This is a genomic window from Rhodococcus sp. MSC1_016, assembly GCF_023667485.2.
In the GTDB taxonomy this organism is placed as follows: Bacteria; Actinomycetota; Actinomycetes; order Mycobacteriales; family Mycobacteriaceae; genus Rhodococcus_F; species Rhodococcus_F oxybenzonivorans.
In genome coordinates this window covers 5,811,389-5,835,823 of the sequence record NZ_JAMOZI020000001.1, presented here as the reverse complement: position 1 = coordinate 5,835,823, position 24,435 = coordinate 5,811,389, and the positions used below count along the sequence as shown (strand labels likewise).

Sequence of the window (24,435 nt, the reverse complement as noted above, 5' to 3'; positions counted from 1 at the left end):
CGGACTCCGCGGCTAGCTCAGCCGGTATCCCTCGGACGCCGAGAACAGGTGCACCGCGGCGGGATCGACGTGCAGTTTCACCAGGTCGCCCTTGCGCGGTGGGTTCCGCCAATCGGCGCGTGCCACCAGCTGGTGTGTCTCGCCGTTGACGGTGCTGCGACCGTAGATGTAGGCATCGGATCCGAGCTCCTCGACCACCGCAACCTCCATCGGGATGCCCGTGGTGGAAAGCTCGAGGTGTTCGGGACGAATGCCCACCACCACCTGGGTTTCGGACGATTCCGAGCGCAGTTGGCGGGGCAGGGGAATCGTCGCGTCGCCGAGTACGACCCCGTCCGGAGTGATCGGCAAGGTGAACAGATTCATCGACGGCGAACCCATGAAGCCGGCGACGAACACGTTGGCAGGCTTGCTGTAGAGGTCGCGCGGGGAGGCGCACTGCTGCAGCATCCCGTCCTTCAGCACGGCGACCCGATCACCCATCGTCATCGCCTCGACCTGGTCGTGGGTCACGTACACCATCGTGGTCTCGAGGCGGCGCTGCAGCTGCGCGATCTGCGTTCGCGTCTGCACGCGGAGCTTGGCGTCGAGGTTCGACAGCGGCTCGTCCATCAGGAACACCTGAGGTTGCCGGACGATCGCACGGCCCATCGCGACCCGCTGACGCTGACCACCGGACAGCGCCTTGGGCTTGCGGTCGAGGTACGGCTCGAGGTCGAGCAGCTTGGCCGTCTCCTCGACGCGCTGCCGGATGTCGGCCTTCGGTTTCCCGGCGAGCTTCAACGCGAAGCCCATGTTCTCGGCCACCGACATGTGCGGATAGAGGGCGTAGTTCTGGAACACCATCGCAATATCCCGCTGCTTCGGCTCCTGGCCGGTGACGTCCCGGTCGCCGATGAGGATTCGCCCACTGTGCACGTCTTCGAGTCCCGCGAGCATGCGCAGTGATGTGGACTTGCCGCAGCCGGAGGGACCGACCAGCACGAGGAACTCCCCGTCCTCGATCTTCAGATCGAGCTGATCGACGGCCGGCTTGTCCGAGCCGGGGAACAAACAGGTGGCACCGTCATAGGTCACTGTGGCCATGAACGTCGAAGTCCCTTCTACCCGGCGCAGCGCGCGCACGTGCGTGCGAATGTACCTTTCCGGGTCCCGAGGCGCTCCGCGCCCGTGCGCCTTTTTGGTAGCCAGAGTTACCAAAAAGGCGCACGGGCGTAGCCTGCCCTGGTGAGTTCCGACAAGATGCTGACCCGCATCGGTGGGCTGCTCCGGCAGGCGGAATCGACCGACAACCCGCACGAGGGTGAAGCGTTCATGGCCGCGGCGCAGCGGCTCGCGACCGCCGCCTCCATCGACCTGGCCGTGGCCCGGTCACACGCTGCGGGCAAGGAGAAGCGGGCTACCCCTACGCAACGCCTGATCACCATCGGGGAACCGGGCAAGAAGGGACTGCGCACCTACGCGCAGCTGTTTCTGGTGATCGCCGCCGCCAACGACGTCCAATGCGACATCGCACAGACGTCGGCCGTGATCTACGCCTACGGATTCGCCTGCGACATCGACGTGTGCGAGGCCCTGTACACGAGCCTGCTGATCCAGATGGTGAGGGCGTCCGACACCTACATCAAATCGGGCGAGTACCGGAACGAGACGACGATGCGCACCCAGGTCGAGCAGCGCGGACGGCGTCGGGTCCGGACCACGGTGCGACGACCGGTTGCGGGTGTGACCGCCCGGCTCAACTTCCAACTCGCCTATGCAGCACGCATCGGGCAGCGCCTCGCCGACGCGAAGAAGGATGCCGAGCACGAGGCGACGTCTGTTCCGGAGTCGTCGGCCGAGACGGCGCTGGTACTCCGCGACAAGCAGCTCGAGTTGAAGGATTACTACTCCGAGAACTCCCAGGCACGCGGGACGTGGCGTGGAGCGCGCGCGTCGGCGGGCCATGCCTCGGGTGCTCGCCGGGCCGGGGACCGGGCCGCACGGACGGCGCGGTTGAGTAATTCACCCGAGCTGTCGACCGCACGAAAACAGATTCCGTCGTGAGGCGCACCCGCGACACCCAGCGTGCCGCCGTCTACGAGGCGGAAGCGTTGGTGCGCACGATGTTCGATCGGGCCGACGAGCGTGGGCTGCGCGTCATCGACGTTCTGGGGTCGCAGGTAACGCTGCCAGTGGAACGGAAATTCGCGTCCATCGAGTCGGTACAGGACTACGTGAACCGGGTGCTCGCTCTCAACTGGGTGCGGGATACGTGGGCGCGAGCCGCCACGCCGATCCATGTGCGTGCGAGGGCGGGCAACAACGCCGCGCACTACGAAAGCGACTGCGCCACCATGGCAGTCCCCGAGTACCGCAGCGGCAAAGCCTGGGCATTCCGGGAACTGGTGGTTCTGCACGAGATCGCACATCACCTGGACCCATCCGACCCCGACGATCCGAGCAGCGCAGCACACGGACCGGAGTACGTCGACCGCTACCTCACCTTGGTGGGCGAAATCATCGGCCCGGAAGCAGCGTTCGTCCTGAGGGCCATGCTGCTGGCGGGTGGTGTGCGGCTGAGTTGATGACGCCCGTGACGACAAGCGACCAGCACAGCCGAACGCCCGGTCAGCGTGTCCAGTTCAACGTGCTGATGTCCACGTCGACTGCCTCGAAGGGTGCCCTGAGCGCGGTGGCGCTCGCCCAACCACGAACGAGGACACCGGCATCGGTCTCCTCGGAATTCTCGTTGTCGTCGGCGTGAATTTCGGCGAACGTGACGGTCACGAACCCGTCGTCCGCTTCACCGACGTTCGCCTGGACGGCGCCGAATGCCGCGAGCGGGGCCGGGCGCAGCCCCTTCAACTCGTCGAGCGGAATGTCCGGTGCGTTCACGTTCAGCACCGTGCCCGGGGTGCCGTTCTCGACGATCCAGTCCAACGCCTGCCGGCACACGACTTCGGCGGTGTCCCAATGCCTGGGGTTCGACGTGGCCAATGACACCGCCAACGCCAGCGTGCCGTGCGTGGCGCCCGTCAGCGCCGCCCCGACGGTCCCCGAATGCAGAATCGCGTGACCCGTGTTGGGGCCGTGATTGATTCCCGACAGCACGATGTCCGGCGGCGGCCCGAACGCACCGCTCGTCGCCACGAAACTGATCAGCGCGGGGGACGCCTCCACCGCATGGACCGCCACCCCTGGAAGGTCCGGGAACTCCCGCCTCGACATCCGGAGCCGGCCGTTTCTCTCCAACGCGGTCAGCGACGCGCTCGCACCACTGCGCTCCTCGTGCGGTGCCGCGACCACCACGTCGAGTCCGGCGGCGAACGCCAACCGGGCGAGCAGGAAAATACCGTGACTGTCCACGCCGTCGTCATTGGTGACCAGAGCCCTCACTGCTTCTGCCCCTCCGGCTCGGTCATCCGCCGCACCCGAATATTCTCCACCATCTTCGCGATCAGGTCCGGTTGTCCCGTCGCGAGACCACGGCGCGTCACGTTCACAGCGCCGGCTGCGGCGCCGAACTGCAATGCGTCGTTCATCGATTTGCCGCGGGCCAAGGCTGCGGCGATACCGGCGGTCATCGAGTCTCCGGCGCCCCGGTGGTCGACGATATTCATGGGCGGAATCAGCACCTCCCAGATGTCGCCGTCGACGAGGGCCATCGCCGGATCTCCTGCCCGTGAGACGACGACGTGGTCGGCTCCTTCCGCCGCAAGGGCACGCATCGCTTCGGCGAGATCTTCCGGCTTCTCCGACTGTGCGCGCCCGTCCTCGATGAGATCTTCATGGCTCACCTTCAGTACGGTCAGGCCACCCTCGAGGGCCGCCGTCATGGTGGGGCCGGACAGGTCGGCGACCACCGGAACCTTCAATGCCCGAAGATCTCCCACCAACCGGGTGTAGATCTCGGGCGGCACCACGTTGTTCTCGTGTGGGCCGCCGAGCACCGCGACATCCGCTGTGATTCCCTCGGCCAGCGACCCGCCGAACAAGTCGTCGACCTCGTGCCGAGACAGGACTCGTGGGCGAACCTCGGCCAGCGGCTTCCGGTCACCCCCACGGCGGTCGTGCACATAGGACCCGTTCTCACCGGCCGTGGAAATCGCGCGGACCTTTATACCTTCACGCTCGATGAGAGACTGGAGGATGCCGCCCGTCTCGCCGCCGAATACCCCGCACAACGTGACGTCCAGGCCGAGCGTCGCCGCCATCCTGGCAATCCATACCCCCTGCCCACCGGCGTGCACGTGCAGTTCGGTGCTCTCGTCCGGGGCGGCTTCGATCGTCACCGTCAGCAAGGGCGACGGTGCGAATACGAAGGCGGACACAGCGCTCATGGGGTCGAACCTCATCTCGGTCGTCAACGGTCTGGCCTGCCGTCAAGTACCCGGGAGGTGACCGGTTCACACGGACTCGGTGGCCGTACCCCGTCGAGGCGAGCAAGATGGATTCGTAAACGACCTGCACGCACGGGCCCTCGACACAGGGCCGCCGCACTCATTCGAGGAGCCACGTATGACCCGTTCAGTTCGAATCGGTGTCCAGATTCAGCCGCAACACGCGCCCGACTACGGACTGATTCGCGACGCCGTTCTGCGGGCCGAAGACGCCGGCGTCGACATCGTCTTCAACTGGGACCACTTCTACCCGCTGTACGGCGACCCGGCCGGTGCCCACTTCGAATGCTGGACGATGCTCGGAGCATTCGCCGAACAGACGGAACGAGTGGAAATCGGCGCCCTCGTCACCTGCGCCGGCTACCGCAACCCGGACCTGCTCGCCGACATGGCCCGCACCGTCGACCACATCAGCGGGGGACGGCTGATCCTCGGGATCGGTTCCGGATGGTTCGAGCGCGACTACGACGAATACGGGTACGACTTCGGCACCAAGGGGTCGCGGCTGGACCTGCTGGCCCAGTACTTGCCACGAATCACCGCCCGGTTCGACAAGCTCGAACCCGCACCCACGCGGCACATCCCCATCCTCATCGGGGGCGGCGGCGAGAAGAAGACACTGCCCCTCGTCGCACAGTACGGCGACATCTGGCACAGCTTCAGCGACATCGAAACCCACGCGCGGAAGTCGGGCATCCTCGCCGACCGCTGCGCCGACCACGGTCGCAACCCCGACACCATTGCGCACTCCACGTCCTGGCCGGGCTCGGACGAAGCCGCCGCCTACGTGGACGCCGGGGTCACACTGTTCACCGTCGGCACCAGCGGACCCGACTTCGACCTCACCGAACTGAAGGAAGCCATCGCGTGGCGGGACGAGAACACCCCGCCGCCGCTGTCGGGCCTCGCATAGGCGCTCCGCGCTTGTGCGCCTTTCTGGTAGCTGGAGCGACCAAAAAGGCGCACGGGCGGCGCAGCCGCCTACAGCCGTTCGAGGACCATGGCCATGCCCTGGCCACCGCCGACGCACATGGTTTCGACGCCGAACTGCTTGTCGCTGGACTGCAGGTTGTTCAGCAGGGTCGCGGTGATCCGGGCGCCGGTCATGCCGAACGGGTGACCGAGAGCGATCGCACCGCCGGAGACGTTCAGCTTGTCCTCGTCGATGCCGAGTTCGCGCGCCGACCCGAGGACCTGCACCGCGAACGCCTCGTTGATCTCGAACAGGTCGATATCGGAGATACCCATCCCGGCGATGGCCAGGGCCCGCTTGGTGGCCTCGATCGGGCCCAACCCCATGATTTCCGGCGAAAGACCGGACACCCCGGTGGACACGATCCGGGCGAGCGGGGTCAGCCCGAGTTCCTTGGCCTTGGTGTCGGACATGATCACCAGGGCGGCGGCGCCGTCGTTGAGCGGGCACGCGTTACCGGCGGTCACGGTGCCGTCCGGCCGGAACACCGGCTTCAGCTGCGACACGGCCTGGTAGGTGGTGCCGGCGCGGGGGCCGTCGTCCTTCGACACCACGGTGCCGTCGGGCAGGGTGACCGGGGTGATCTCCCGCTCGAAGAAACCACTGTTGATGGCTTCCTCGGCCCGGTTCTGCGAGCGCACCGCCCACCGGTCCTGCTCCTCGCGGGTGATGCCGGTGATCTGCGCGACGTTCTCCGCGGTCTGGCCCATCGCGATGTAGGTGTCCGGGACCAGGCCCTCCTCGCGGGGGTCGACCCAGGTCTGCCCGCCCTGGGCGAGCTTCTCGGTGCGGGCCTGGGCGTCGGCGTAGAGCGGGTTCTGGGTGTCGGGCAGCGAGTCGGAGTTGCCCGCGGTGAACCGGGACACCGTCTCGACACCGGCGGAGATGAACACATCACCCTCACCGGCCTTGATCGCGTGCAATGCCATGCGGGTGGTCTGCAAAGAGGAGGAACAGTAGCGGGTGATGGTGGTGCCGGGTATGAAGTCGTAGCCCAACTGCACGGCGACGTTGCGGCCCATGTTGAAGCCCTGCTCACCGCCGGGCAGCCCGCAACCCAGGATCAGGTCGTTGATGTCGGTGGGATCGAGGGCGGGCACCTTGTCCAGGGCCGCCTGCACCATCTGCGCGGCCAGGTCGTCCGGGCGCATGCTCTTGAGCGATCCCTTCATGGCGCGACCGATCGGCGAACGGGCGATGGAAACGATGACAGCCTCGGGCATGAGGAACTCCTACCGACTCGATTCTAAGCGAATGCTTATTTTCTAAGCGTTTGCATATATTGACTGTCGGGCTCATATCCTGTCAAGGCCTGCGGCCCGTGCGCCTTTCTGGTTGTCCCAGCTACCAAAAAGGCGCACGGGTGGCGAAGCCGCTTCCTCTTGTATGTGTGCCAAACGAGAGGAGTGACGGGCGTCGCTCACGCGTCTTCCGACACCGCTCATCAGCCACCGCCGGGGTTACGCTGCTCACCATGTTTTCTTCCGTGGGAGCGAAGATCCGTGTGGTGGTGGCATTGTTGCTGACCGCCCTGATAGCGCTGACCCTGTCGTCGTGTTCGAGCGACAGCAGTTCTTCGGGGGCGGCGCCACAGGATCTGTGTGCACCACCGGGTGTCGGCGCCGCGACCGCTGCGCCCACCAACCTCGACGCATCGGCGGGCGCCGGCGCGGAAGACCGCTACACCACGGCCGATGTCACCCCGCTGAACCAGATCGATACGTCGAAGCTGAACCTCATTACCCCCGGCGTTCTGACTGTGGGCACGCTGTCGGACGCACCCCCGAGCATCTGTGTCAACGCCGAGAACCAGTTCACTGGATACGACAACGAACTCCTGAAGGCCGTCGCCGCGAAGCTCGGTCTGCGCGTCGACTTCGTCGGCACCGAATTCGCCGGACTCCTCGCGCAGGTGTCGGGGCGACGATTCGACGTCGGATCGTCCTCGATCACGACGACGGACGAGCGGCGTAATACCGTCGGCTTCACCAACGGCTACGACTTCGGGTATTTCTCCCTTGTCGTCCCCAACGGCGGACCCATCAAGGGCTTCGACGACCTGAACTCGTCCACCCGCATCGGTGTCGTGCAGGGCACCGTGCAGGACGACTACGTCGTCAACACACTGAAGCTCGACCCGGTGAAGTTTCCCGACTACGCCACGGCGTATGCGAACCTGAAGTCGGGGCAGATCGACGCATGGGTGGCGCCGTCGCAACAGGCGGAAGGCGCCATCGCGCCGGGGGATCCGACGTCGATCGCGCAGAACACATTCAGTGTCAACAACTTCGTCGGGTGGGCTGTCGCGAAGGAGAACCAGCCTCTGATCGACGCGCTGAACTCCGGTCTCGACGCGACCATCGAGGACGGCACGTGGGCGGAACTGTATTCGGACTGGGTGCCTCGCGAGCTGCCCGAAGGGTGGAAGCCCGGCAGCAAGGCAGCGCCGATGCCGGACCTGCCCGACTTCGCGGCGCTCGCCGCCGAGAACATCGAAACCGACGCCGAGACCCCGGTGAACGAACCGAAGTCGACACTGGCACAGCTGAAGGACACGTTCTTCGACTGGGACCTGTACGCGCGAGCATTCCCCGATCTACTGAAAACCGGCCTGCCGAATACCCTGATTCTCGCGTTGGCGTCCGGCATCGTCGGCACCGTGCTGGGCATGCTGCTCGCGATCGCCGGAATCTCCCGCACGCGGTGGCTGCGGTGGCCGGCGCGGGTCTACACCGACGTGTTCCGTGGGCTTCCCGCCGTGGTGATCATCCTCATCGTCGGGCTCGGTGTGGGACCGGTGGTGAGAGGCCTCACCGGAAACAACCCGTACTGGCTGGGGGCCGCCGCACTGTCGCTGCTGGCGTCCGCCTACATCGGTGAGATCTTCCGGTCCGGAATCCAGAGCGTCGAACCGGGGCAGCTCGAGGCCGCCAGGGCCCTGGGTTTCAGTTACCGCAAGTCGATGACCCTGGTGGTGATCCCCCAAGGTGTGCGACGGGTGCTGCCCGCACTGATGAACCAGTTCATCTCCCTCATCAAGGACTCGTCGCTCATCTACTTCCTCGGCCTGCTCGTCACGCAGCGCGAATTGTTCGCAGTGGGCCGCGATCTCAACGCGCAAACCGGAAACCTGTCACCCCTCGTCGCAGCCGGCCTGTTCTATCTCGCTATGACGATTCCGCTGACGCACCTCGTCAACTACATCGACCACCGTCTGCGCACCGGCCGCGCCGACACGTCCGGCACGCTCGATCCGGTGGAGCAGTCCATCGTCGTGGAAAGGGGATAAGGCGATGGCCGTCTCTCTCACTGGCACCAACCTGCACCTCGCATTCGGCACCAACAAGGTGCTCCGCGGCGTCGACATCCACGTCGACGCCGGGGACACCGTCACCGTGATCGGCCCGTCCGGTTCCGGAAAGTCCACCCTGCTCCGAGTGCTCAACCGCCTACACGAACCCGATCAGGGCGATATTTTGATCGACGGCAAGTCGGTGCTGAAAGACAACCCGGACACGTTGCGGCAGCAGATCGGCATGGTGTTCCAGCAGTTCAACCTGTTCCCGCACAAGACCGTCGTCGACAACATCGCACTCGGCCCGCGCAAGCTCAAAGGCTTGTCCAAAGAGGAGGCGCGGACGCTGGCGCTCGAACAGCTCGAGCTCGTGGGGCTGGCGCACAAGGCCGATTCGCGGCCGGGCAACCTGTCGGGCGGTCAGCAACAGCGGGTCGCGATCGCCCGGGCGCTGGCCATGAAACCCGAGGTGATGTTCTTCGACGAGGCCACCTCCGCGCTCGACCCCGAACTGGTGAAGGGGGTTCTCGCGTTGATGGCCGACCTCGCCAAGGGCGGCATGACCATGGTCGTGGTCACCCACGAGATGGGCTTCGCCCGTGAGGTGTCGGACACGGTGCTGTTCATGGATCACGGTGCTGTGGTCGAAACCGGTACGCCGGAGCAGCTTTTCGACAAACCCCAGACCGAGAGACTGCAGCAGTTCCTGTCCCAGGTGCTGTAGGCCGCTGTGCGGCTCGTGCGCCTTTCTGGTAGCTGGGACAACCAGAAAGGCGCACAAGCGGCGGAGCCGCCTATCGAATCAGCCCGTAGAACCCCTCGATGTGTTCGCGGACGAGGGTGGACGCCTTGGTGCCGTGCCCGCGGCGTAGGGCGGTGACGATGGCGCGGTGCTCGCAGCGCAGGTTCTGCGCGACCTCGTTCCAGTCGTCGAGCTGTGGGACGGCCTGCATGACGTAGCCGGAAATCGATTCGCGGAGCGAGACCATCATGGCCTCGACGAGGACGTTGCCTGCGAGCGCGGCCATCGCGACGTGCAGATCGGCGTCGAGCCGGTGGAAGGCCTCCGGCGTCAGGGTTTCGTCGTCCATGGCGTCGAGTAGTGCATCGAGCCCCTGGAGGTCGAGTTCGCCTGCCCGTTCGGCGGCCTCCTGCACCGCCCACGACTCCAGCAGGATGCGTGTCTGGACGACGTCGCGGATCGGCAGGGTGTGCGTCGCCATGTGCAGTCGCAGGGCCACTCCGATGGACGCGGCGGGATCTGCCGCCACGATTGCCCCCGAGTCCGGACCCGAACCCACCGCCGTCCGGACGATGCCCATCGCCTCGAGCACTCGCATGGCCTCCCGGACGGAGGAGCGGCCGACCCCGAGCTCTTCGGCGAGCGCACGTTCGGCGGGCAATCGGCCGCCGACCACGAGTTTTCCTTCCGACAGATCCCGCTCGATCCGCTGCAGGACCACCTCGTGTGTACGCACAGTCGGAGCTTACCTGGTGTGGTCTGACCACAGTGCGCTACTGTGGTCAGACCACAGCCCACCCGGTTGGAGGACCGATGAAGATCGCCTTGTTCGCTACGTGCCTGGCGGATGCCCTGTTTCCCGACTGCGCCACCGCCACCGTCCGGCTGCTCGAACGCCTCGGCCACCAGGTGGTGTTTCCGCCGAAGCAGACGTGCTGCGGGCAGATGCACGTCAACACCGGTTACCAGGCCGAGGCGCTGCCGCTGGTCCGCCACCACGTCGAGGCGTTCGCGAGCGAATCCTGGGATGTGGCGGTCGCGCCGTCCGGTTCGTGTGTCGGGTCCGTCCGCCATCAGCATGCAATGGTGGCGCGGCGCTACGGGGACGAGTCCCTCGCCTCGCGTGCCGAGGATCTCGCTGCCCGGACATACGAGCTGTCGGAGCTGCTGGTCGACGTTCTGGGTGTCACCGACGTCGGCGCCTACTACCCGCATCGCGTCACCTACCACCCCACCTGCCACTCGCTCCGGATGTTGCGGGTGGGCGACAAACCCCTGCAACTGCTCCGCGCGGTTCGCGGAATGACGCTGATCGAACTTCCCGCCGCCGATTCCTGTTGCGGTTTCGGCGGAACCTTCGCCCTGAAGAATTCCGACACCTCGACGGCCATGCTCGCCGACAAGATGGGCAACGTGCTCCGTACCGGCGCCGAGGTGTGCAGCGCCGGCGACTCGTCCTGCCTGATGCACATCGGCGGCGGACTGTCCCGGCTACGCAGTGGAGTGCGCACCGTCCACCTCGCCGAGATCCTGGCTAGCACCGAGAAGATCGGGAGTAACGCATGACCACGTTCCTCGGCTCGCCCACCTTCCATGCGGGCACCGGAAACATCCGGGGCACAGAATCATTCCCCGACGCAGCGCGGAAGTCACTCGCCGATACCCAACTGCGTGCCAACCTGGGGGCGGCAACCACCACCATCCGAAACAAGCGCATCGCCGCGGTCGCCGAGGTCGACGACTGGGAGGAGCTGCGCCGAGCGGGCAGTGCACTGAAGGAGCAGGTGATGTCCCGGCTGCCGGAACTGTTGGTGCAATTCGAGGAAAACGTCACCGCCCGTGGCGGAACCGTCCACTGGGCGCGCGACTCGGAAGAGGCCAATCGGATCATCACCGACCTCGTCCGGGCCACCGGATCCGACGAGGTCGTGAAGGTCAAGTCGATGGCCACCCAGGAGACGGGCCTGAACGAGTACCTCGAGGAGAACGGGATCGCGGCGATCGAGACGGACCTCGCCGAGCTGATCGTGCAACTCGGACACGACAAGCCGAGCCACATCCTGGTCCCCGCCATCCACCGCAATCGCGCCGAAATCCGCGAGATCTTCTTGAAGTCGATGCCGGACATCGATGCCGGCATCACCGACGATCCGCGGGCGCTGGCAATGGCCGCCCGGGCACACCTTCGGCGAAAGTTCCTCTCCGCCAAGGTGGCGATCAGTGGCGCGAACTTCGGGGTCGCCGAAACCGGGACCCTCGCGGTGGTGGAATCGGAGGGCAACGGACGGATGTGCCTCACCCTCCCCGACACCCTGATCACGCTGATGGGCATCGAGAAACTGGTCCCGACGTTCACCGACCTCGAAGTCTTCATGCAACTGCTTCCCCGCTCGTCGACGGCCGAACGCATGAATCCCTACACCTCCATGTGGACCGGCGTTCATCCCGGTGACGGACCGCAGAACTTCCACGTCGTCCTGCTCGACAACGGTCGCACCAACGTTCTCGCCGACGACGTGGGACGCTCAGCCCTGCACTGCATTCGGTGCAGCGCCTGCCTGAACGTGTGCCCCGTCTACGAGCGGGCAGGCGGACACGCGTACGGCTCCGTCTATCCCGGGCCGATCGGCGCGATCCTCAGCCCGCAACTCACCGGCACCACCGGCCACGACGACCCCAATGCCTCACTGCCCTATGCGTCGACACTGTGCGGTGCGTGCTTCGACGCCTGCCCCGTACGCATCGACATCCCGAGCATCCTGGTACATCTGCGGGCCGAGCAAGTCGATGCGGAACGGCACGGCCTCCCCGGCGGGCAGGACCTCGCGATGAAGGCCGCCGGGTTCGTGATGGGATCGGAGAAGCGGTTCGCCGCCGCCGAGACGGCGTCCAAGATCGGCCGAATGCTCGGCGGGAAAAAGGGACGCATCACGTCGCTGCCGTACCCGGGATCGAAGTGGACGTCGAGCCGAGACCTGCCCTCCCCACCGAAGGAAACCTTCCGGCAGCGGTGGGCCCGCACCCACGAGGACACTGAATGATGGACGCCCGCAACGTGATACTGGCCAGGATTCGATCGGCGATCGGTGATGCACCCACTCCCGAGCCTGTGTCCCGCGACTATCACCGGAAGCCGATGTCCGGTCCGGGAGACGTCGAGAAGTTCGCCCACACCGTCGACGACTACCGCGCCCAGGTCCATCGCGCCGACGAGACCATGGTCGCCGAGATCGTCACCGGGCTGATCGCAGAAGGAGCGCGCGCCGTCGTCCCAGCGGATCTGCCGGAGTCGTGGCGACCACGACGTGGCGTCGTCGTCGACGGTGCACCCGCGGAATTGTCGACGCTCGAACTCGACGCGATCGAGGTCGTCGTCACCGGGTGCACGCTGGGTATCGCGGCCACCGGGACAATTGTTCTCGACGGCGGCGTCGGTCAGGGCAGACGGGCACTGACCCTGGTCCCCGATCACCACATCTGCGTCATCCGTGCCGACCAGATCGTCGACACCGTGCCGCAGGCCTTCCACGCCCTCGACCCGACCAGGCCGCTCACGTTCATCAGCGGCCCCAGCGCCACCAGCGACATCGAGCTCAACCGCGTCGAAGGCGTCCACGGCCCCCGCACCCTGGACGTCGTGATCGTGCGCTAACGCCTGTGCGCCTTTCTGGTTGCCGGGGCTACCAAAAAGGCTCACGGGGCGCGGAGCGCCCTCTCGGCGAGGGCCACGGTGGCGTCGACGATGGTGGCACCGCCGAACATCACGGCGTCGTTGTGCCCCACGCCTGGCAGTGCCACCCGCTCGACCGGTCCGCGGGCGGCGTCGGCGACCCGTTCGCTGTGGTCGGGAGGCACGATGGTGTCGGCCGTCCCGTAGACCACGGTGGTGGGCACGTCGACTCGTGCCACCGACTCCGCGACCGGGAATCGGTCGCGCAGCAGCAACCGGACCGGCAGGAACGGGTAGTGCCGGGCCCCGAGCGAGGCAAGGTCGACGAACGGTGATCGCAGCAGCATCCCCGCCGGCGGATGTTCGGTGGCGAGTTCGGTGACCACACCGGTGCCGAGGCTTTCACCGAAGTAGAGCAACCGTTCGCGGGGCACCCGGCGGTCGTCGACCAGGTGCCGGTAGGCCGCACGGACGTCGAGTGCCAGCCCTTTCTCGCTGGGCTCACCCGGGTTGCCGCCGTACCCGCGGTAGTCGAAGAGCAGGGTGGCGAAACCGGCGTCCGCCAGGTCGGACGCCAACAACGCCCGATCCGCCCTGTTACCCGCATTCCCGTTGGCGACGAGCACGGTCACCTCCCGGCTCGCACCGACCGGTGGGACGTACCAGGCGCCCAGCTCGAGGCCGTCCGACGTCGTCAGTGTGACGTCCTCGGCGCGGGTGAACAGCTGTAGGGCCGAGGGCACCGGGGCGGCGTCGGGGAAGTAGATCAGCTTTCGCTGCAACACCCACATGGCAGCGATCAGCAACGCGGCGACCGTGAGCGCAATGAGCAGGCCACGAGTCAGTGCCGGTGGGATGAGCCGGTCCACGCCAGCAGCTCGGTCACGGGCAGAGTGTTGATCACGTTCGCCGGCTCGACGCCGCGTTCGGCGGCGCGTTCACAGGCGTAGCCCTGCCACGCGAGCTGACCGGTGCAGTGGGCGTCGGTGTCGACGGAGAACAGGCAGCCGCTCGCGAGCGCGAGATCGATCAGGCGGCCGGGCGGATCCCGCCGCTCGGGCCGGGCGTTGATCTCCACCGCTGTGTGGTGCTCGCGGCACGCGTCGAATACCTTCTCCGCATCGAACTTCGATTCGGGCCGCGTGCCCCTGTTTCCCGCGACGAGTCGTCCGGTGCAATGCCCCAGAACATCGACGTGTGGAGACTTGACCGCCTGCACCATCCGCTTCGTCATCGTGGCACGGTCGCTGTCGAGGTGGGAGTGCACACTGGCGACGACGACATCGAGGTCCGCGAGCAGATCGTCGTCCTGGTCGAGGGACCCGTCGTCGAGGATGTCGACCTCGATGCCGGTCAGGACGCGGAACGGCGCGAGCTCCGCATTCAATTCGGCGATCACGCTCAACTGGGCGAGCAGCCGCTCCGACGTCAGTCCGTTGGCGGCCGTCAGTCGCGCCGAGTGATCGGTCAGCGCGCAGTACTCGTGCCCCAGGGTGGCCGCCCGGCGCATCATTTCCTTGATCGGGCACCGGCCGTCCGACCAGTCCGAATGCGTGTGCAGGTCGCCGCGGAGGGCGTCGAGTAGTTCCATGCCGCCGAGCCCGATCGGCTCGGCGGAACTCCGCAGGTAGGTGAGATAGGGCGGCACCGACTCCGCGCACTCCCGGATGATCGCGGCGGCTTCGGCCCCGACGTCGGGTAGCGACTTCCAGTTGTCGCTCTGCTGGGCGGCTCGCTCCCGGGCCGACAGATTCGCGACCACGTCCGCGGCCCGCCGGAAAGCGGCAATCCGGTAGGTCTCGGCACGTGAGCGCTCGAGCCAGAACGCTATTTCCCGCAGCGCCTCCACCGGGTCCATCTCTCCATGGTGCACGGCCGACAGGCCGTCCGCCAGACGTAGAAGCAACGACTTAGGGTCGCCTCGTTCGTCGCCCGTTCACGCAGGTGTTCCCTTTCCCTTGCTTACGACTTCTACGGTGCCGAAGTTATTCCACTTCTAATCGGGAGCCACGGTGAGCCTGAAACCCCTCGCACTGTTCGTCACCCACGACGGCGTGTCGTCGCGCGCCGCCGTCACCTGCCAGTACAAGTGCGGTAACGCCTGCTCCCACGACGTGCCCAACGATTCGCAGGGTGAGTACTTCCGCGACATCGCCCGCGCGGCACTCTCCCGGAGGGGCGTCCTGCGCGGTGCCGGGATGGCGGTGCTCGCCGTGGGTGCGGGCAGTGCGCTCGCAGCATGTTCGACCGACTCGGACAGCGGCAGTAGTTCGAGCACAGGGGGCTCGGACAATGCCGCGCCGAACGGCACTAACTTCACGGCCGTGGCCCCGAACACCGAGGACGCCGTCGTCGTCCCCGACGGATACGAGCAGGCGGTCGTGATCGGCTGGGGTGACCCGGTCCTCGCCGGCGCACCCGCATTCGACTTCGACAATCAGACCGCGGCCGCGCAGGCGCAACAGTTCGGATACAACAACGACTTCGCCGGACTCCTCCCCGTCGACGGCCAGCCCGACACGTTCCTGTTGGTGGTCAATCACGAGTACAGCAGCGAACCGTTCATGTTCAAGGGGTACGACGCCGACAATCCGTCTCCCGAACAATTCCAGATCGCACTCGCCGCCCATGGACTGTCCGTGCTGCAGGTGAAGGGGGAGAGCGGCTCCGGCAAGCTCACTCCCGGATTCGGACCCTACAACCGGCGCATCACCGCGACCACCGAGTTCGTCGTCACGGGGCCCGCGGCCGGCAGCGACTTCCTGAAGACGTCTGCCGATCCGACCGGCACCAAGGTCCTCGGCACCCTCAACAACTGCTCCGGCGGCCTCACGCCATGGGGCACGGTGCTGTCGGGTGAGGAGAACTTCAACCAGTACTTCGCGAACGCCGAACTGGTCACCGACCCGGTCGTCGCCGCACGCTTGAAGCGTTACGGACTGGAAGGTGCTGCCTCCGAACGTAAGTGGGAGCGTTTCGACCGCCGTTTCGACCTGACGCAGGACCCGAACGAGGTGAACCGCTTCGGGTACGTCGTCGAGGTGAACCCGTGGGATGCCGCGTCCGCGCCGGTCAAGCACACCGCACTCGGCCGGTTCAAGCACGAGGCCGCGACCATCCACGTCACCGACGACGGCACCGTGGTGGCCTACAGCGGGGACGACGAGCGTTTCGACTACATGTACAAGTTCGTTTCCAGCCGAAAGATGATGGACGGCAACAGCCAGGCGGCCGTGCGCCACAACATGACATTGCTCGACGCCGGCACCCTGTACGTCGCCAAGTTCACCGGCAATTCCCCGGATGAGATCGACGGCTCCGGCACGCTGCCGTCGAGCGGTTCCTTCGACGGCACCGGCGAGTGGATTCCGTTGCTTCGCACCGGCGAAGACGGCAGGGGCGAGTCCCTCGTCGACGGCATGAGCGCCGAGGAGGTCGCGGTTTTCACCCGCGAGGCCGGCGACAAGGTCGGCGCCACCAAGATGGACCGCCCCGAGGACTTCGAGCCGAACCCGAAGACGGGCAAGGTGTATGTGGCGCTGACCAACAACACCAAGCGAGGCGTCGACGGCGCTGCTGCCGCCGATGAGGCGAATCCCCGCAACAACAACAAGAACGGCCAGGTTCTCGAGCTCACCGACGACCACGCCGGCACGTCGTTCACCTGGAATCTGCTGCTCGTCTGCGGTGACCCGAAAGAAGCCGACACCTACTTCGGCGGGTTCGACAAGGAGAACGTCAGCCCCATCTCCTGCCCCGACAACCTGGCGTTCGACGCGCACGGCAATCTGTGGATCTCCACCGACGGCAACGCGCTGAAATCGAACGACGGACTGTTCAGCGTCACCCTCGACGGCGCGAACCGTGGCGAAACCAAACAGTTCCTGTCGGTGCCGAAGGGCGCCGAGACGTGCGGGCCGATCGTCGACGAGGATCGGGTGGTCGTGTGTGTGCAGCACCCGGGTGAATCCGACGACGCCAGCGCCGACAACCCCGCCTCACACTGGCCCGATGGTGGAGCTTCGCAGCCGCGGCCCGCTGTCGTCGCCGTGTGGAAGTCGGGCGGCAGGATCGGCGCCTGACCCCGGAAGTTGGCCCCGGGCGGCTCGCCGAGGCGCCCGGGGTCAACCGACAGGTGTGCCTAACTGCCGAACGGCGACGCGCTGTTGGAGTACCGGGCGAAATCGCCCTGCGCTCCGCTGTAGACGTTGAGGTCGACGTTGCCGTTGACACCGGGGATGCGGCCGGTGCTGGTGTACTGCCAGAAGCTCCACGTGTTCCAGCCACCCGGAAGCGGTCCAGGGGCGTTCTGCCCGTTGTAATCGGCGATCCACAGGGGATACCCGGCGAATTCGTGGGTGTCGGCCATCGCCGTGCGCCAGAAGTTGGGATACGTGTAGATGATCGGCTGGCGTCCGGTGAGCGCCCGCACCGTGTTCAGGTAGCGGTGCGTCCAATCGATCAACGCGGCGGGCGGTAACCCACCGGAATGCTCGATGTCCAGAACCGGTGGCATGTCGCCGGGGCCGTTGATGCCCAGCACCACCGTCGAATAGAAGGCGGCCTGCGCTTCCGGTGACTGAGTGGGATCGGCGTAGTGATAAGCGCCGCGGGACACCCCGGCCACCCGCATGGCCAGACAGTCCTGCACGAAAAACGGATTGACGTAGTTCAAGCTCTCGGTGGCCTTCACCATTGCGAAGTCGTGGCCGGCGTTGCGGACGGCGAACCAGTCGATCGGCGAACCGCCCGGATGTTGCCAGGAAGCGACGTCGGGCCCCCTGACGGGTTCGGCGGCGGCAATCCCCGGCACCGCCGCCGCAACAGCCCCCGCGACGAGAATTGGTGCGATTTTGGACAGCTTTCGGACGTTCTCCCCGATATCCATGCGCCCGAGGTTAGCGCTTCGCGCCTGTGAGTACTTGTTAACCGCGGAGTGTTAATAAGTACTCACGGCTGGGTCAGCCCAACCAGTCCAGCACCGCGGCGGCGGTCCACGACTGCTGCATGCTGCCCAGGGGTTCGCCCGTGAACGGTTCGTAGTACTCGGCGAAGCTGCCGTCGCTGGCCTGTCGCAAGCCTTCGGATCGGAGCATGTGCGAGCGTTCCGCCCACCCGCGCCGTGCGAAAGCCCAAGAGAACAGCCAGGTCATCACCGGCCACACCGGACCGCGCCAGTACTCACGGGACCGGAAGTCGCGCGACACCGGGGATGTCGACGGCGGCACCGCATACCGGAGATCGGGGTGTCCACAGAATTTCGGACCCTCGAAGGTGCGCAACAGGGCTCGCTCGGCGTCCCGGCTCAAACCGCCGCACAGCAGCGGCGAGAACATGGCGAGGGTTTCGGTGGAAATCCACTTTCCGCTCCGCAGGTCGAAGTCCCGTGCGGCGCCGGACCGTTCGTCGGTGGTGGTGAGCACGCCCTGGCGGAAGCGTCCGGCCCAGCCGTGCAGCTCCCGCACGTCGGAATTCGGCATCGAGTGCTCCTCACCGATGGTGGCGAGGACTTCGCACGCCATCGAGAAGACCGCGCTGACGAACACGTCCTCGACGGCGAAACTCATGGCGGTGGCCAGTTCTTCGTCGTCGTAGCGGACGCTCTTCATTTCCTCGAGCAGCCACAGGTAGCGGTCGTACTCGCCGTTGGACGGACGCTGCGACGTGTCCGCGACGACGGTCAGATCCTCCCGCAAGTACTTCGGCATCGTTCCGGTCACCACGTTGGCGTACGAGCGGTCCCAGCGCGGCGAGTTGTCCATGCCCGACTCCCAGCCGTGAAACAGGGCGATCCGGCCGTTGCCGTCGAGGTCGCGCGCGTGGGCCAGCCAGCGGTGCCAGCGGACGAGGTCGGGCCAGCGACGGTCGAGGAATTCCTCGGCCACGGCGCGGGTGGTGCGCCCGTGCCGGCGTGAATGGTCGAGGATGCGCTGCACGGCGATGGCATGGACAGGTGGTTGCGTGATGCCGGACGTCTGCGGCCCGTTCGGGGCGTGCGCCGCGAGCGTCGCGGTCTCCCACCTGGCCGGCCCGGGAAAGTAGCCGTCCACCCCGTTCGCGAACACGATGTGCGGAATCATCCCGTTCTTCCATTGCGCCGACAGCAGGGTGTCGAGTTCGACGACGGCTCGTTCGACGCTCAGCGGCGCCAGTCCGACAGCAACGAACGCTGCGTCCCAGCTCCACATGTGTGGGTACAGGCGTGGCGCCGCGCTGGTCATCGTGCCCAGGTCGTTGCCGCGAAGCAGATACGCAGCACGCGCTGCGAGCTGTGTCGGGGTGAATCCGGGGTCCGCCATCGCACCATTGTGCTGCGGGTTCCGTCGGATTGCGCGCCGTCGGGCTATGAAGCCGGCGACACCGGTTCGCTGGACTCGAGTTTCGAGTGCGTCCGGGAGTAGAAGAAGTACACGAGCAGGCCGAGGATAAGCCAGATTCCGAATCGCAGCCAGGTCTCCCAGGGGAGGGAGAGGATGAGCCACCCGGAGAAGACCACACCGATGATGGGCACCACCGGCATGAACGGCAACCGGAAGGAGCGGGGCACCTCGGGGCGGGTATGCCGTAGGACGGCCACTGCGATGCAGACGACGATGAAGGCCGACAGGATGCCGATATTGGTCAGCTCAGCCACCGTGTTGATGGGCAGGAAGCCGGCCATCAGTGCGGAGCCGACGCCCACGATCCAGGTGACCCGAGTGGGCACCTTCCGCACCGGATGGGTCTTGGCGAACCATTCGGGCAGCAGGCCGTCCCTGCTCATCGCGAACCACACCCGGGTCACGCCGAGCATGAAGGTGAGCACCACGGTGATGATGCCGACGATGGCGCCGACTGCGATGATGTTCGCGACTCCGGGCATCCCGACGGATTCGAATGCGGTGGAGAAGCCGCTGTCAGGGCTGATCTCGGTGTACTTCTGCATTCCGGTGAGCACCAGGGTCGCGAGCACGTACAGGACCATCGCGATGCCGAGCGAGTACAGGATCGCCTTGGGCAGGTGCTTCTTCGCTTCCTTCGACTCCTCGGCGGCGGTGCTCATCGCGTCGTAGCCGAAGACGGCGAAGAACACGGTCGCCGCTCCGGTCATCACCGCGGCGGTGCCGAACGGGAAGTAGGGGGTGTAGTTGGTGCTGTCGATGTGGAACACGCCGAGCACGATGATCAGCACGACGAGCGCCACCTTGATCGCGACCGCGACCGTCTCGAATCGTCCGACGCTCTTGATGCCACGGGAGAGCACCCAGGCCGTGCCGAGGCAGAACAATGCGGCGAAGACGTCGAAGACGTGACCGTCACCGGTGCCGAGTGCACCCATCATCCAGTCGGGCAGGGAGATGCCGATCTGCTCGAGTAGGAACCGGAAGTACCCGGACACGCCGATTGCAACAACCGCGGCGACCGCCACGTACTCGAGGAGCAGATCCCAGCCGATGAACCAGCCGACTATTTCACCGAGGGCGACGTAACCGTAGGTGTAGGCGGAACCGGCCTTGGGGATCATGCCCGCGAATTCGGCGTAACAGAGCGCGGCGGCGGCGCTGGCGATTCCCGCGATCAGGAAGGAGATCAACACGGCCGGCCCGGTCACCGAGTGCGCGACGGATCCGGCGAGGGAGAACACACCGGCACCGATGATGCCGCCCACCCCGATCGCGGTGAGCTGCCACAACCCGAGCGATTTGGCGAGTCGCTCGTCGGCAGGCGTGTCCTCCTCGATCTCCTCGAGCGGTTTGCGGCGCAGCAGTTGGGTTCGCAACGTGACGAGTGACATCGCCGGCTTCCTTTCCCGGTGGCGCGAGACTCAGGGTGAGAACAACTCAATACCTTCTGCGACCGACGTGTGACGGAAAACGCCGAACCCGGCGACATGGAGCCTTGCGTAAATACGGTAGGGGGGTATGGTAGCTACCAGAGTCGGACATCGAGAGCCCAGAGAGAAAGGCACAACCGTGAGCACTTCGACCGTGATCGTCACCGGAATGACCTGCAACCACTGTGTCGCGTCGGTGAGCGAAGAAATCGGCGCCATTCCCGGAGTCACCTCCGTGGACGTCGACCTCGCCACCGGCAGGGTCGTCATCGGCAGCACCACCGATCTCGATCCGCGCGCCGTCGCCGACGCCGTAGAAGAGGCCGGATATTCCGTGGCCGGCTGAGTCGCCGCCTACCTGTCCGCAGGAGTAACCACATGAACGCCACCGGTAAGTTCGCCGGTTTCACTCTCGGTCTCGTCGCCGTCTTCGCTGCCGCGACGGGAGTGGGAGCGTTGGTCGGACCGGACATCGACGAACCCGCAGCACACGCCGCTAACGACCCCGGCCACGGTTCCGCGGGCGACGGCACCGAAGGCCACGACACCGGAGGACACCCGGAAGCCGCTGACGCGACACCGAAGGGACTGCAACCAACGCAGGACGGCTACACCCTGGAACTGTCGTCGCCGATCGCCACCACCGGCACCGACGTCCCCGTGCAGTTCTGCGTCCTCGACCACACGGGAACTCCCGTGACGCGATACGCCGACCAGCATGAGAAGCAGCTGCACCTCATTGCCGTGCGCCGCGATCTGACCGGTTACCAGCACGTTCACCCGACCCTCGACCAGTCGGGCACGTGGAGCGTCTCACTCGATCTGGCCCGGGCGGGTGACTACCGGGTGTTCGCCGACTTCATGCCTGCGGGCGGGGACGCGCTGACCCTCGGTACCGACCTGCGGGTCGCCGGCAGCTACGACCCGCAGTCCCTGCCTCCGACGGAGACGACAACCACCGTCGACGGCTACACCGTCACCCTCAACGGCACCCTCGAACTAGGACAGACCTCCACCCTGACCCTCGCGGTCGGTCGTGACGGATCGCCGGTCACCGACCTGCAGCCCTACCTCGGCGCCTATGGCCACCTGGTCGCGCTTCGCACCGCTGACCTCGGCTATCTACACGTGCACCCAGAGGGACATCCCGGGGACGGTGCGACCCCCGCGGGGCCCGGTATCGACTTCGCGGTCACCGCACCCAGCTCCGGCGAGTACCGCTTGTTCCTCGACTTCCAGCATGCCGGGGCGGTCCACACCGCCGAGTTCACGGTCTCCGCACATTCCGAGGAGGAATGATGACCCGCACCACCGACGTTCCTGCGCCTGTGGGCTCCCAGGTCGAGTTGTCGATCGGCGGAATGACGTGTGCGTCGTGCGCCAACCGCATCGAGCGCAAGCTCAACAAGCTCGACGGGGTGACCGCCACCGTCAACTACGCCACCGAGAAGGCGCGGGTGCACTACTCGGCCGACGTGTCCCCCGACGACCTGGTGAGCACCGTGGAACAGGCCGGGTACACGGCGCGCCTGCCCGAGACCGGGCGACCCGTCATGGAGGAGGAGGATCCCGCCGCGAGCCTGCGACAGCGACTCCTGGTTTCGGCCGCGTTGACCGTTCCGGTCATTGCGATGGCGATGGTCCCGGCACTGCAATTCACCAACTGGCAGTGGCTCTCCCTCACGCTCGCCGCACCGGTCGTGGTCTGGGGTGCGTGGCCCTTCCACCAAGCCGCCTGGACCAATCTCCGGCACGGCACCGCGACCATGGACACCCTGGTGTCGATGGGCACGCTCGCCGCGTTCGGCTGGTCCTTGTACGCATTGTTCTGGGGAACGGCCGGAATGCCGGGCATGACACACCCCTTCGAGCTGACGATCGCGCGCATCGACGGTAGCGGCAACATCTATCTCGAAGCCGCCGCCGGTGTCACCACCTTCATCCTCGCCGGCCGCTACTTCGAGGCCCGCGCCAAACGCCGGGCAGGCGCAGCGCTGCGGGCACTGCTGGAGATGGGCGCCAAGGAAGTATCGGTGCTGCGCGACGGAGTCGAACAATTGATCAGCGTCGACAAGCTGGCCGTGGGCGACCGCTTCGTGGTTCGTCCCGGTGAGAAGATCGCCACCGACGGCGTCGTCATCGAGGGATCTTCCGCCGTCGACGCGTCGATGCTGACCGGGGAGTCGGTGCCCGTGGAAGTGGAGCCCGACTCCGAGGTCGCGGGGGCCACCGTGAACGTCGGGGGCCGAATCGTGGTCGAGGCCAGCCGGATCGGCTCCGACACCCAACTGGCCCAGATGGCGGAAATGGTCGAGGACGCCCAGACCGGCAAAGCGCAGGTGCAGCGGCTGGCAGACCGGATCTCCGGAATCTTCGTGCCGATCGTGATCGTGCTGTCGGTGGCGACGCTGGGATTCTGGATCGGTACCGGCGGCGCCGTCGCTGCAGCCTTCACAGCCGCGGTCGCCGTCCTGATCATCGCGTGCCCGTGCGCCCTCGGCCTCGCGACTCCGACCGCCCTGATGGTGGGCACCGGGCGCGGCGCACAGCTGGGAATACTTATCAAGGGCCCGGAGGTGCTGGAATCCACCCGCCGCGTCGACACCGTCGTGCTCGACAAGACCGGCACCGTCACCACCGGCACGATGTCGCTGCACGACGTAGTGACCGACGGACGCACGGACGAGAGCACCGTCCTGCGGTACGCCGGCGCCTTGGAAGATGCTTCCGAGCATCCCATCGCCCGTGCCGTCGCACGCGCCGCGCGGGACCGACTCGGCACGTTGCCGGAGGTCGAGCAGTTCGCCAACATCGAGGGACTCGGCGTTCAGGGTGTCATCGACGGACATGCGGTGGTCATCGGACGACCGACGTTGCTCCGTGATTGGTCACTGCACCTTCCCGCCGCGCTCCGCGAGGTGGTGGACGCGGCGGAAGCGAAGGGCCGCACCGCGGTCGGGATCGGCTGGGACGGTGAGGCCCGCGGTGTGCTGGTAGTCGCCGACTCCGTGAAACCGACTTCGCGCGAGGCAGTGTCACAGTTCCGCCGTTTGGGTCTGACCCCGATCATGCTGACCGGCGACAACGAATCGGCAGCACGCGCCATCGCCGCCCAGGTCGGCATAGACGAGGTAATCGCGGAAGTCCTTCCCCAGGACAAGCTCGATGTGGTGAAACGACTACAGGCCGAAGGGAAAGTGGTCGCGATGGTCGGTGACGGTGTCAACGACGCCGCCGCCCTCACCCACGCTGACCTGGGGCTGGCCATGGGCACCGGAACCGATGTCGCGATCGAGGCCAGCGACCTCACCCTCGTGCGCGGGGATCTACGGGCGGCCGCCGACGCGATTCGCCTGTCCCGCAGAACATTGAGCACCATCAAGGGCAATCTCTTCTGGGCCTTCGCCTACAACGTGGCCGCACTGCCCTTGGCCGCCGCTGGTCTGCTCAACCCGATGCTCGCCGGCGCCGCGATGGCGTTCTCCTCGGTGTTCGTGGTCAGCAACAGCTTACGACTGCGCCGATTCCAACCACTCACCTCCGACCCGAAAGAGCGATGA

Annotated in this window: 22 protein-coding genes; 12 read left to right on the top strand and 10 right to left on the bottom strand. The window is 66.3% G+C overall.

The annotated features are described in order from the left end of the window. Positions 1-12: 12 nt before the first annotated feature. Complete coding sequence (locus L1080_RS27245) at positions 13-1,086, bottom strand: ABC transporter ATP-binding protein (RefSeq protein ID WP_250777059.1); 1,074 nt, start codon at positions 1,084-1,086, stop codon at positions 13-15. 141 nt (positions 1,087-1,227) lie between these two features. On the opposite strand from L1080_RS27245, the gene L1080_RS27240 reads away from it, so the two are divergent. Continuing rightward, entirely contained in the window at positions 1,228-2,046 is an 819-nt protein-coding gene (locus tag L1080_RS27240) for a DUF2786 domain-containing protein (RefSeq protein WP_250777060.1), read from the top strand. Next, positions 2,043-2,567 carry a TIGR04338 family metallohydrolase gene (locus tag L1080_RS27235; protein WP_159922821.1) on the top strand — a complete coding sequence of 175 codons (525 nt, stop codon included), beginning with the start codon at positions 2,043-2,045 and terminating at the stop codon, positions 2,565-2,567. Before L1080_RS27240 ends, L1080_RS27235 begins: the two co-directional genes overlap by 4 nt. A gap of 43 nt (positions 2,568-2,610) precedes the next feature. Here L1080_RS27235 and surE read toward each other — a convergent pair whose 3' ends face one another. Next, complete coding sequence (surE, locus tag L1080_RS27230; RefSeq protein WP_250777061.1) at positions 2,611-3,378, bottom strand: 5'/3'-nucleotidase SurE; 768 nt, start codon at positions 3,376-3,378, stop codon at positions 2,611-2,613. Next, the gene (locus tag L1080_RS27225) at positions 3,375-4,322 is read right to left on the bottom strand and encodes a 1-phosphofructokinase family hexose kinase (protein WP_236603168.1); all 948 of its coding nucleotides are present in this window, start codon (positions 4,320-4,322) and stop codon (positions 3,375-3,377) included. Before L1080_RS27225 ends, surE begins: the two co-directional genes overlap by 4 nt. A gap of 178 nt (positions 4,323-4,500) precedes the next feature. Between L1080_RS27225 and L1080_RS27220 the strand changes: the two genes are divergently transcribed. Then, positions 4,501-5,295: an LLM class F420-dependent oxidoreductase gene (locus L1080_RS27220; protein ID WP_250777062.1), complete on the top strand. Its 795-nt coding sequence runs from the start codon at positions 4,501-4,503 to the stop codon at positions 5,293-5,295. Between the two features lie 68 nt (positions 5,296-5,363). On the opposite strand, the gene L1080_RS27215 is transcribed toward L1080_RS27220, so the two are convergent. Continuing rightward, positions 5,364-6,578 carry an acetyl-CoA C-acetyltransferase gene (locus L1080_RS27215; RefSeq protein WP_250777063.1) on the bottom strand — a complete coding sequence of 405 codons (1,215 nt, stop codon included), beginning with the start codon at positions 6,576-6,578 and terminating at the stop codon, positions 5,364-5,366. 251 nt (positions 6,579-6,829) lie between these two features. Here L1080_RS27215 and L1080_RS27210 point away from each other — a divergent pair, with 251 nt between their 5' ends. Next, complete coding sequence (locus tag L1080_RS27210; RefSeq protein ID WP_250777064.1) at positions 6,830-8,644, top strand: ABC transporter substrate-binding protein/permease; 1,815 nt, start codon at positions 6,830-6,832, stop codon at positions 8,642-8,644. Between the two features lie 4 nt (positions 8,645-8,648). Further along, positions 8,649-9,374 carry an amino acid ABC transporter ATP-binding protein gene (locus tag L1080_RS27205; protein WP_109334636.1) on the top strand — a complete coding sequence of 242 codons (726 nt, stop codon included), beginning with the start codon at positions 8,649-8,651 and terminating at the stop codon, positions 9,372-9,374. Positions 9,375-9,444: 70 nt separating this feature from the next. On the opposite strand, the gene L1080_RS27200 is transcribed toward L1080_RS27205, so the two are convergent. After that, positions 9,445-10,128: a FadR/GntR family transcriptional regulator gene (locus tag L1080_RS27200; protein WP_250777065.1), complete on the bottom strand. Its 684-nt coding sequence runs from the start codon at positions 10,126-10,128 to the stop codon at positions 9,445-9,447. Between the two features lie 77 nt (positions 10,129-10,205). Here L1080_RS27200 and L1080_RS27195 point away from each other — a divergent pair, with 77 nt between their 5' ends. From L1080_RS27195 to L1080_RS27185, 3 genes are read left to right on the top strand one after another with little or no spacing between them, the layout of a single operon-like run. Continuing rightward, positions 10,206-10,958, top strand: a complete 753-nt coding sequence (locus L1080_RS27195; RefSeq protein ID WP_250777066.1) for a (Fe-S)-binding protein — start codon at positions 10,206-10,208, stop codon at positions 10,956-10,958. Beyond that, on the top strand, positions 10,955-12,433 hold the full coding sequence (locus L1080_RS27190) for a LutB/LldF family L-lactate oxidation iron-sulfur protein (protein ID WP_250777067.1): 1,479 nt from the start codon (positions 10,955-10,957) through the stop codon (positions 12,431-12,433). Before L1080_RS27195 ends, L1080_RS27190 begins: the two co-directional genes overlap by 4 nt. Next, positions 12,433-13,044 carry a LutC/YkgG family protein gene (locus L1080_RS27185; protein WP_250777098.1) on the top strand — a complete coding sequence of 204 codons (612 nt, stop codon included), beginning with the start codon at positions 12,433-12,435 and terminating at the stop codon, positions 13,042-13,044. The genes L1080_RS27190 and L1080_RS27185 overlap by 1 nt, the downstream gene beginning before the upstream one ends. A gap of 41 nt (positions 13,045-13,085) precedes the next feature. Here L1080_RS27185 and L1080_RS27180 read toward each other — a convergent pair whose 3' ends face one another. Together L1080_RS27180 and L1080_RS27175 are read right to left on the bottom strand one after the other, a co-directional pair. Continuing rightward, positions 13,086-13,853 carry an alpha/beta hydrolase gene (locus L1080_RS27180; RefSeq protein ID WP_374435936.1) on the bottom strand — a complete coding sequence of 256 codons (768 nt, stop codon included), beginning with the start codon at positions 13,851-13,853 and terminating at the stop codon, positions 13,086-13,088. Positions 13,854-13,903: 50 nt separating this feature from the next. Then, entirely contained in the window at positions 13,904-14,920 is a 1,017-nt protein-coding gene (locus L1080_RS27175; RefSeq protein ID WP_250777100.1) for a PHP domain-containing protein, read from the bottom strand. Between the two features lie 154 nt (positions 14,921-15,074). On the opposite strand from L1080_RS27175, the gene L1080_RS27170 reads away from it, so the two are divergent. Continuing rightward, positions 15,075-17,144 carry a PhoX family protein gene (locus L1080_RS27170; protein ID WP_250777068.1) on the top strand — a complete coding sequence of 690 codons (2,070 nt, stop codon included), beginning with the start codon at positions 15,075-15,077 and terminating at the stop codon, positions 17,142-17,144. A gap of 59 nt (positions 17,145-17,203) precedes the next feature. On the opposite strand, the gene L1080_RS27165 is transcribed toward L1080_RS27170, so the two are convergent. The 3 genes from L1080_RS27165 to L1080_RS27155 form a co-directional block, all read right to left on the bottom strand. Continuing rightward, on the bottom strand, positions 17,204-17,950 hold the full coding sequence (locus L1080_RS27165) for a glycoside hydrolase family 25 protein (RefSeq protein WP_109334643.1): 747 nt from the start codon (positions 17,948-17,950) through the stop codon (positions 17,204-17,206). Positions 17,951-18,023: 73 nt separating this feature from the next. Further along, a complete protein-coding gene (gene ggh, locus L1080_RS27160; RefSeq protein WP_250777069.1) occupies positions 18,024-19,361 on the bottom strand; it encodes a glucosylglycerate hydrolase in 1,338 nt (445 codons plus the stop codon). 44 nt (positions 19,362-19,405) lie between these two features. Then, positions 19,406-20,836 (bottom strand): amino acid permease, encoded by a 1,431-nt coding sequence (locus tag L1080_RS27155; RefSeq protein WP_250777070.1) that lies wholly within the window; start codon positions 20,834-20,836, stop codon positions 19,406-19,408. A 178-nt stretch (positions 20,837-21,014) separates the two neighbouring features. Between L1080_RS27155 and L1080_RS27150 the strand changes: the two genes are divergently transcribed. From L1080_RS27150 to L1080_RS27140, 3 genes are read left to right on the top strand one after another with little or no spacing between them, the layout of a single operon-like run. After that, positions 21,015-21,221: a heavy-metal-associated domain-containing protein gene (locus L1080_RS27150; protein ID WP_250777071.1), complete on the top strand. Its 207-nt coding sequence runs from the start codon at positions 21,015-21,017 to the stop codon at positions 21,219-21,221. A gap of 32 nt (positions 21,222-21,253) precedes the next feature. After that, a complete protein-coding gene (locus tag L1080_RS27145; RefSeq protein WP_250777072.1) occupies positions 21,254-22,174 on the top strand; it encodes a DUF748 domain-containing protein in 921 nt (306 codons plus the stop codon). Next, complete coding sequence (locus tag L1080_RS27140) at positions 22,174-24,435, top strand: heavy metal translocating P-type ATPase (protein ID WP_250777073.1); 2,262 nt, start codon at positions 22,174-22,176, stop codon at positions 24,433-24,435. The genes L1080_RS27145 and L1080_RS27140 overlap by 1 nt, the downstream gene beginning before the upstream one ends.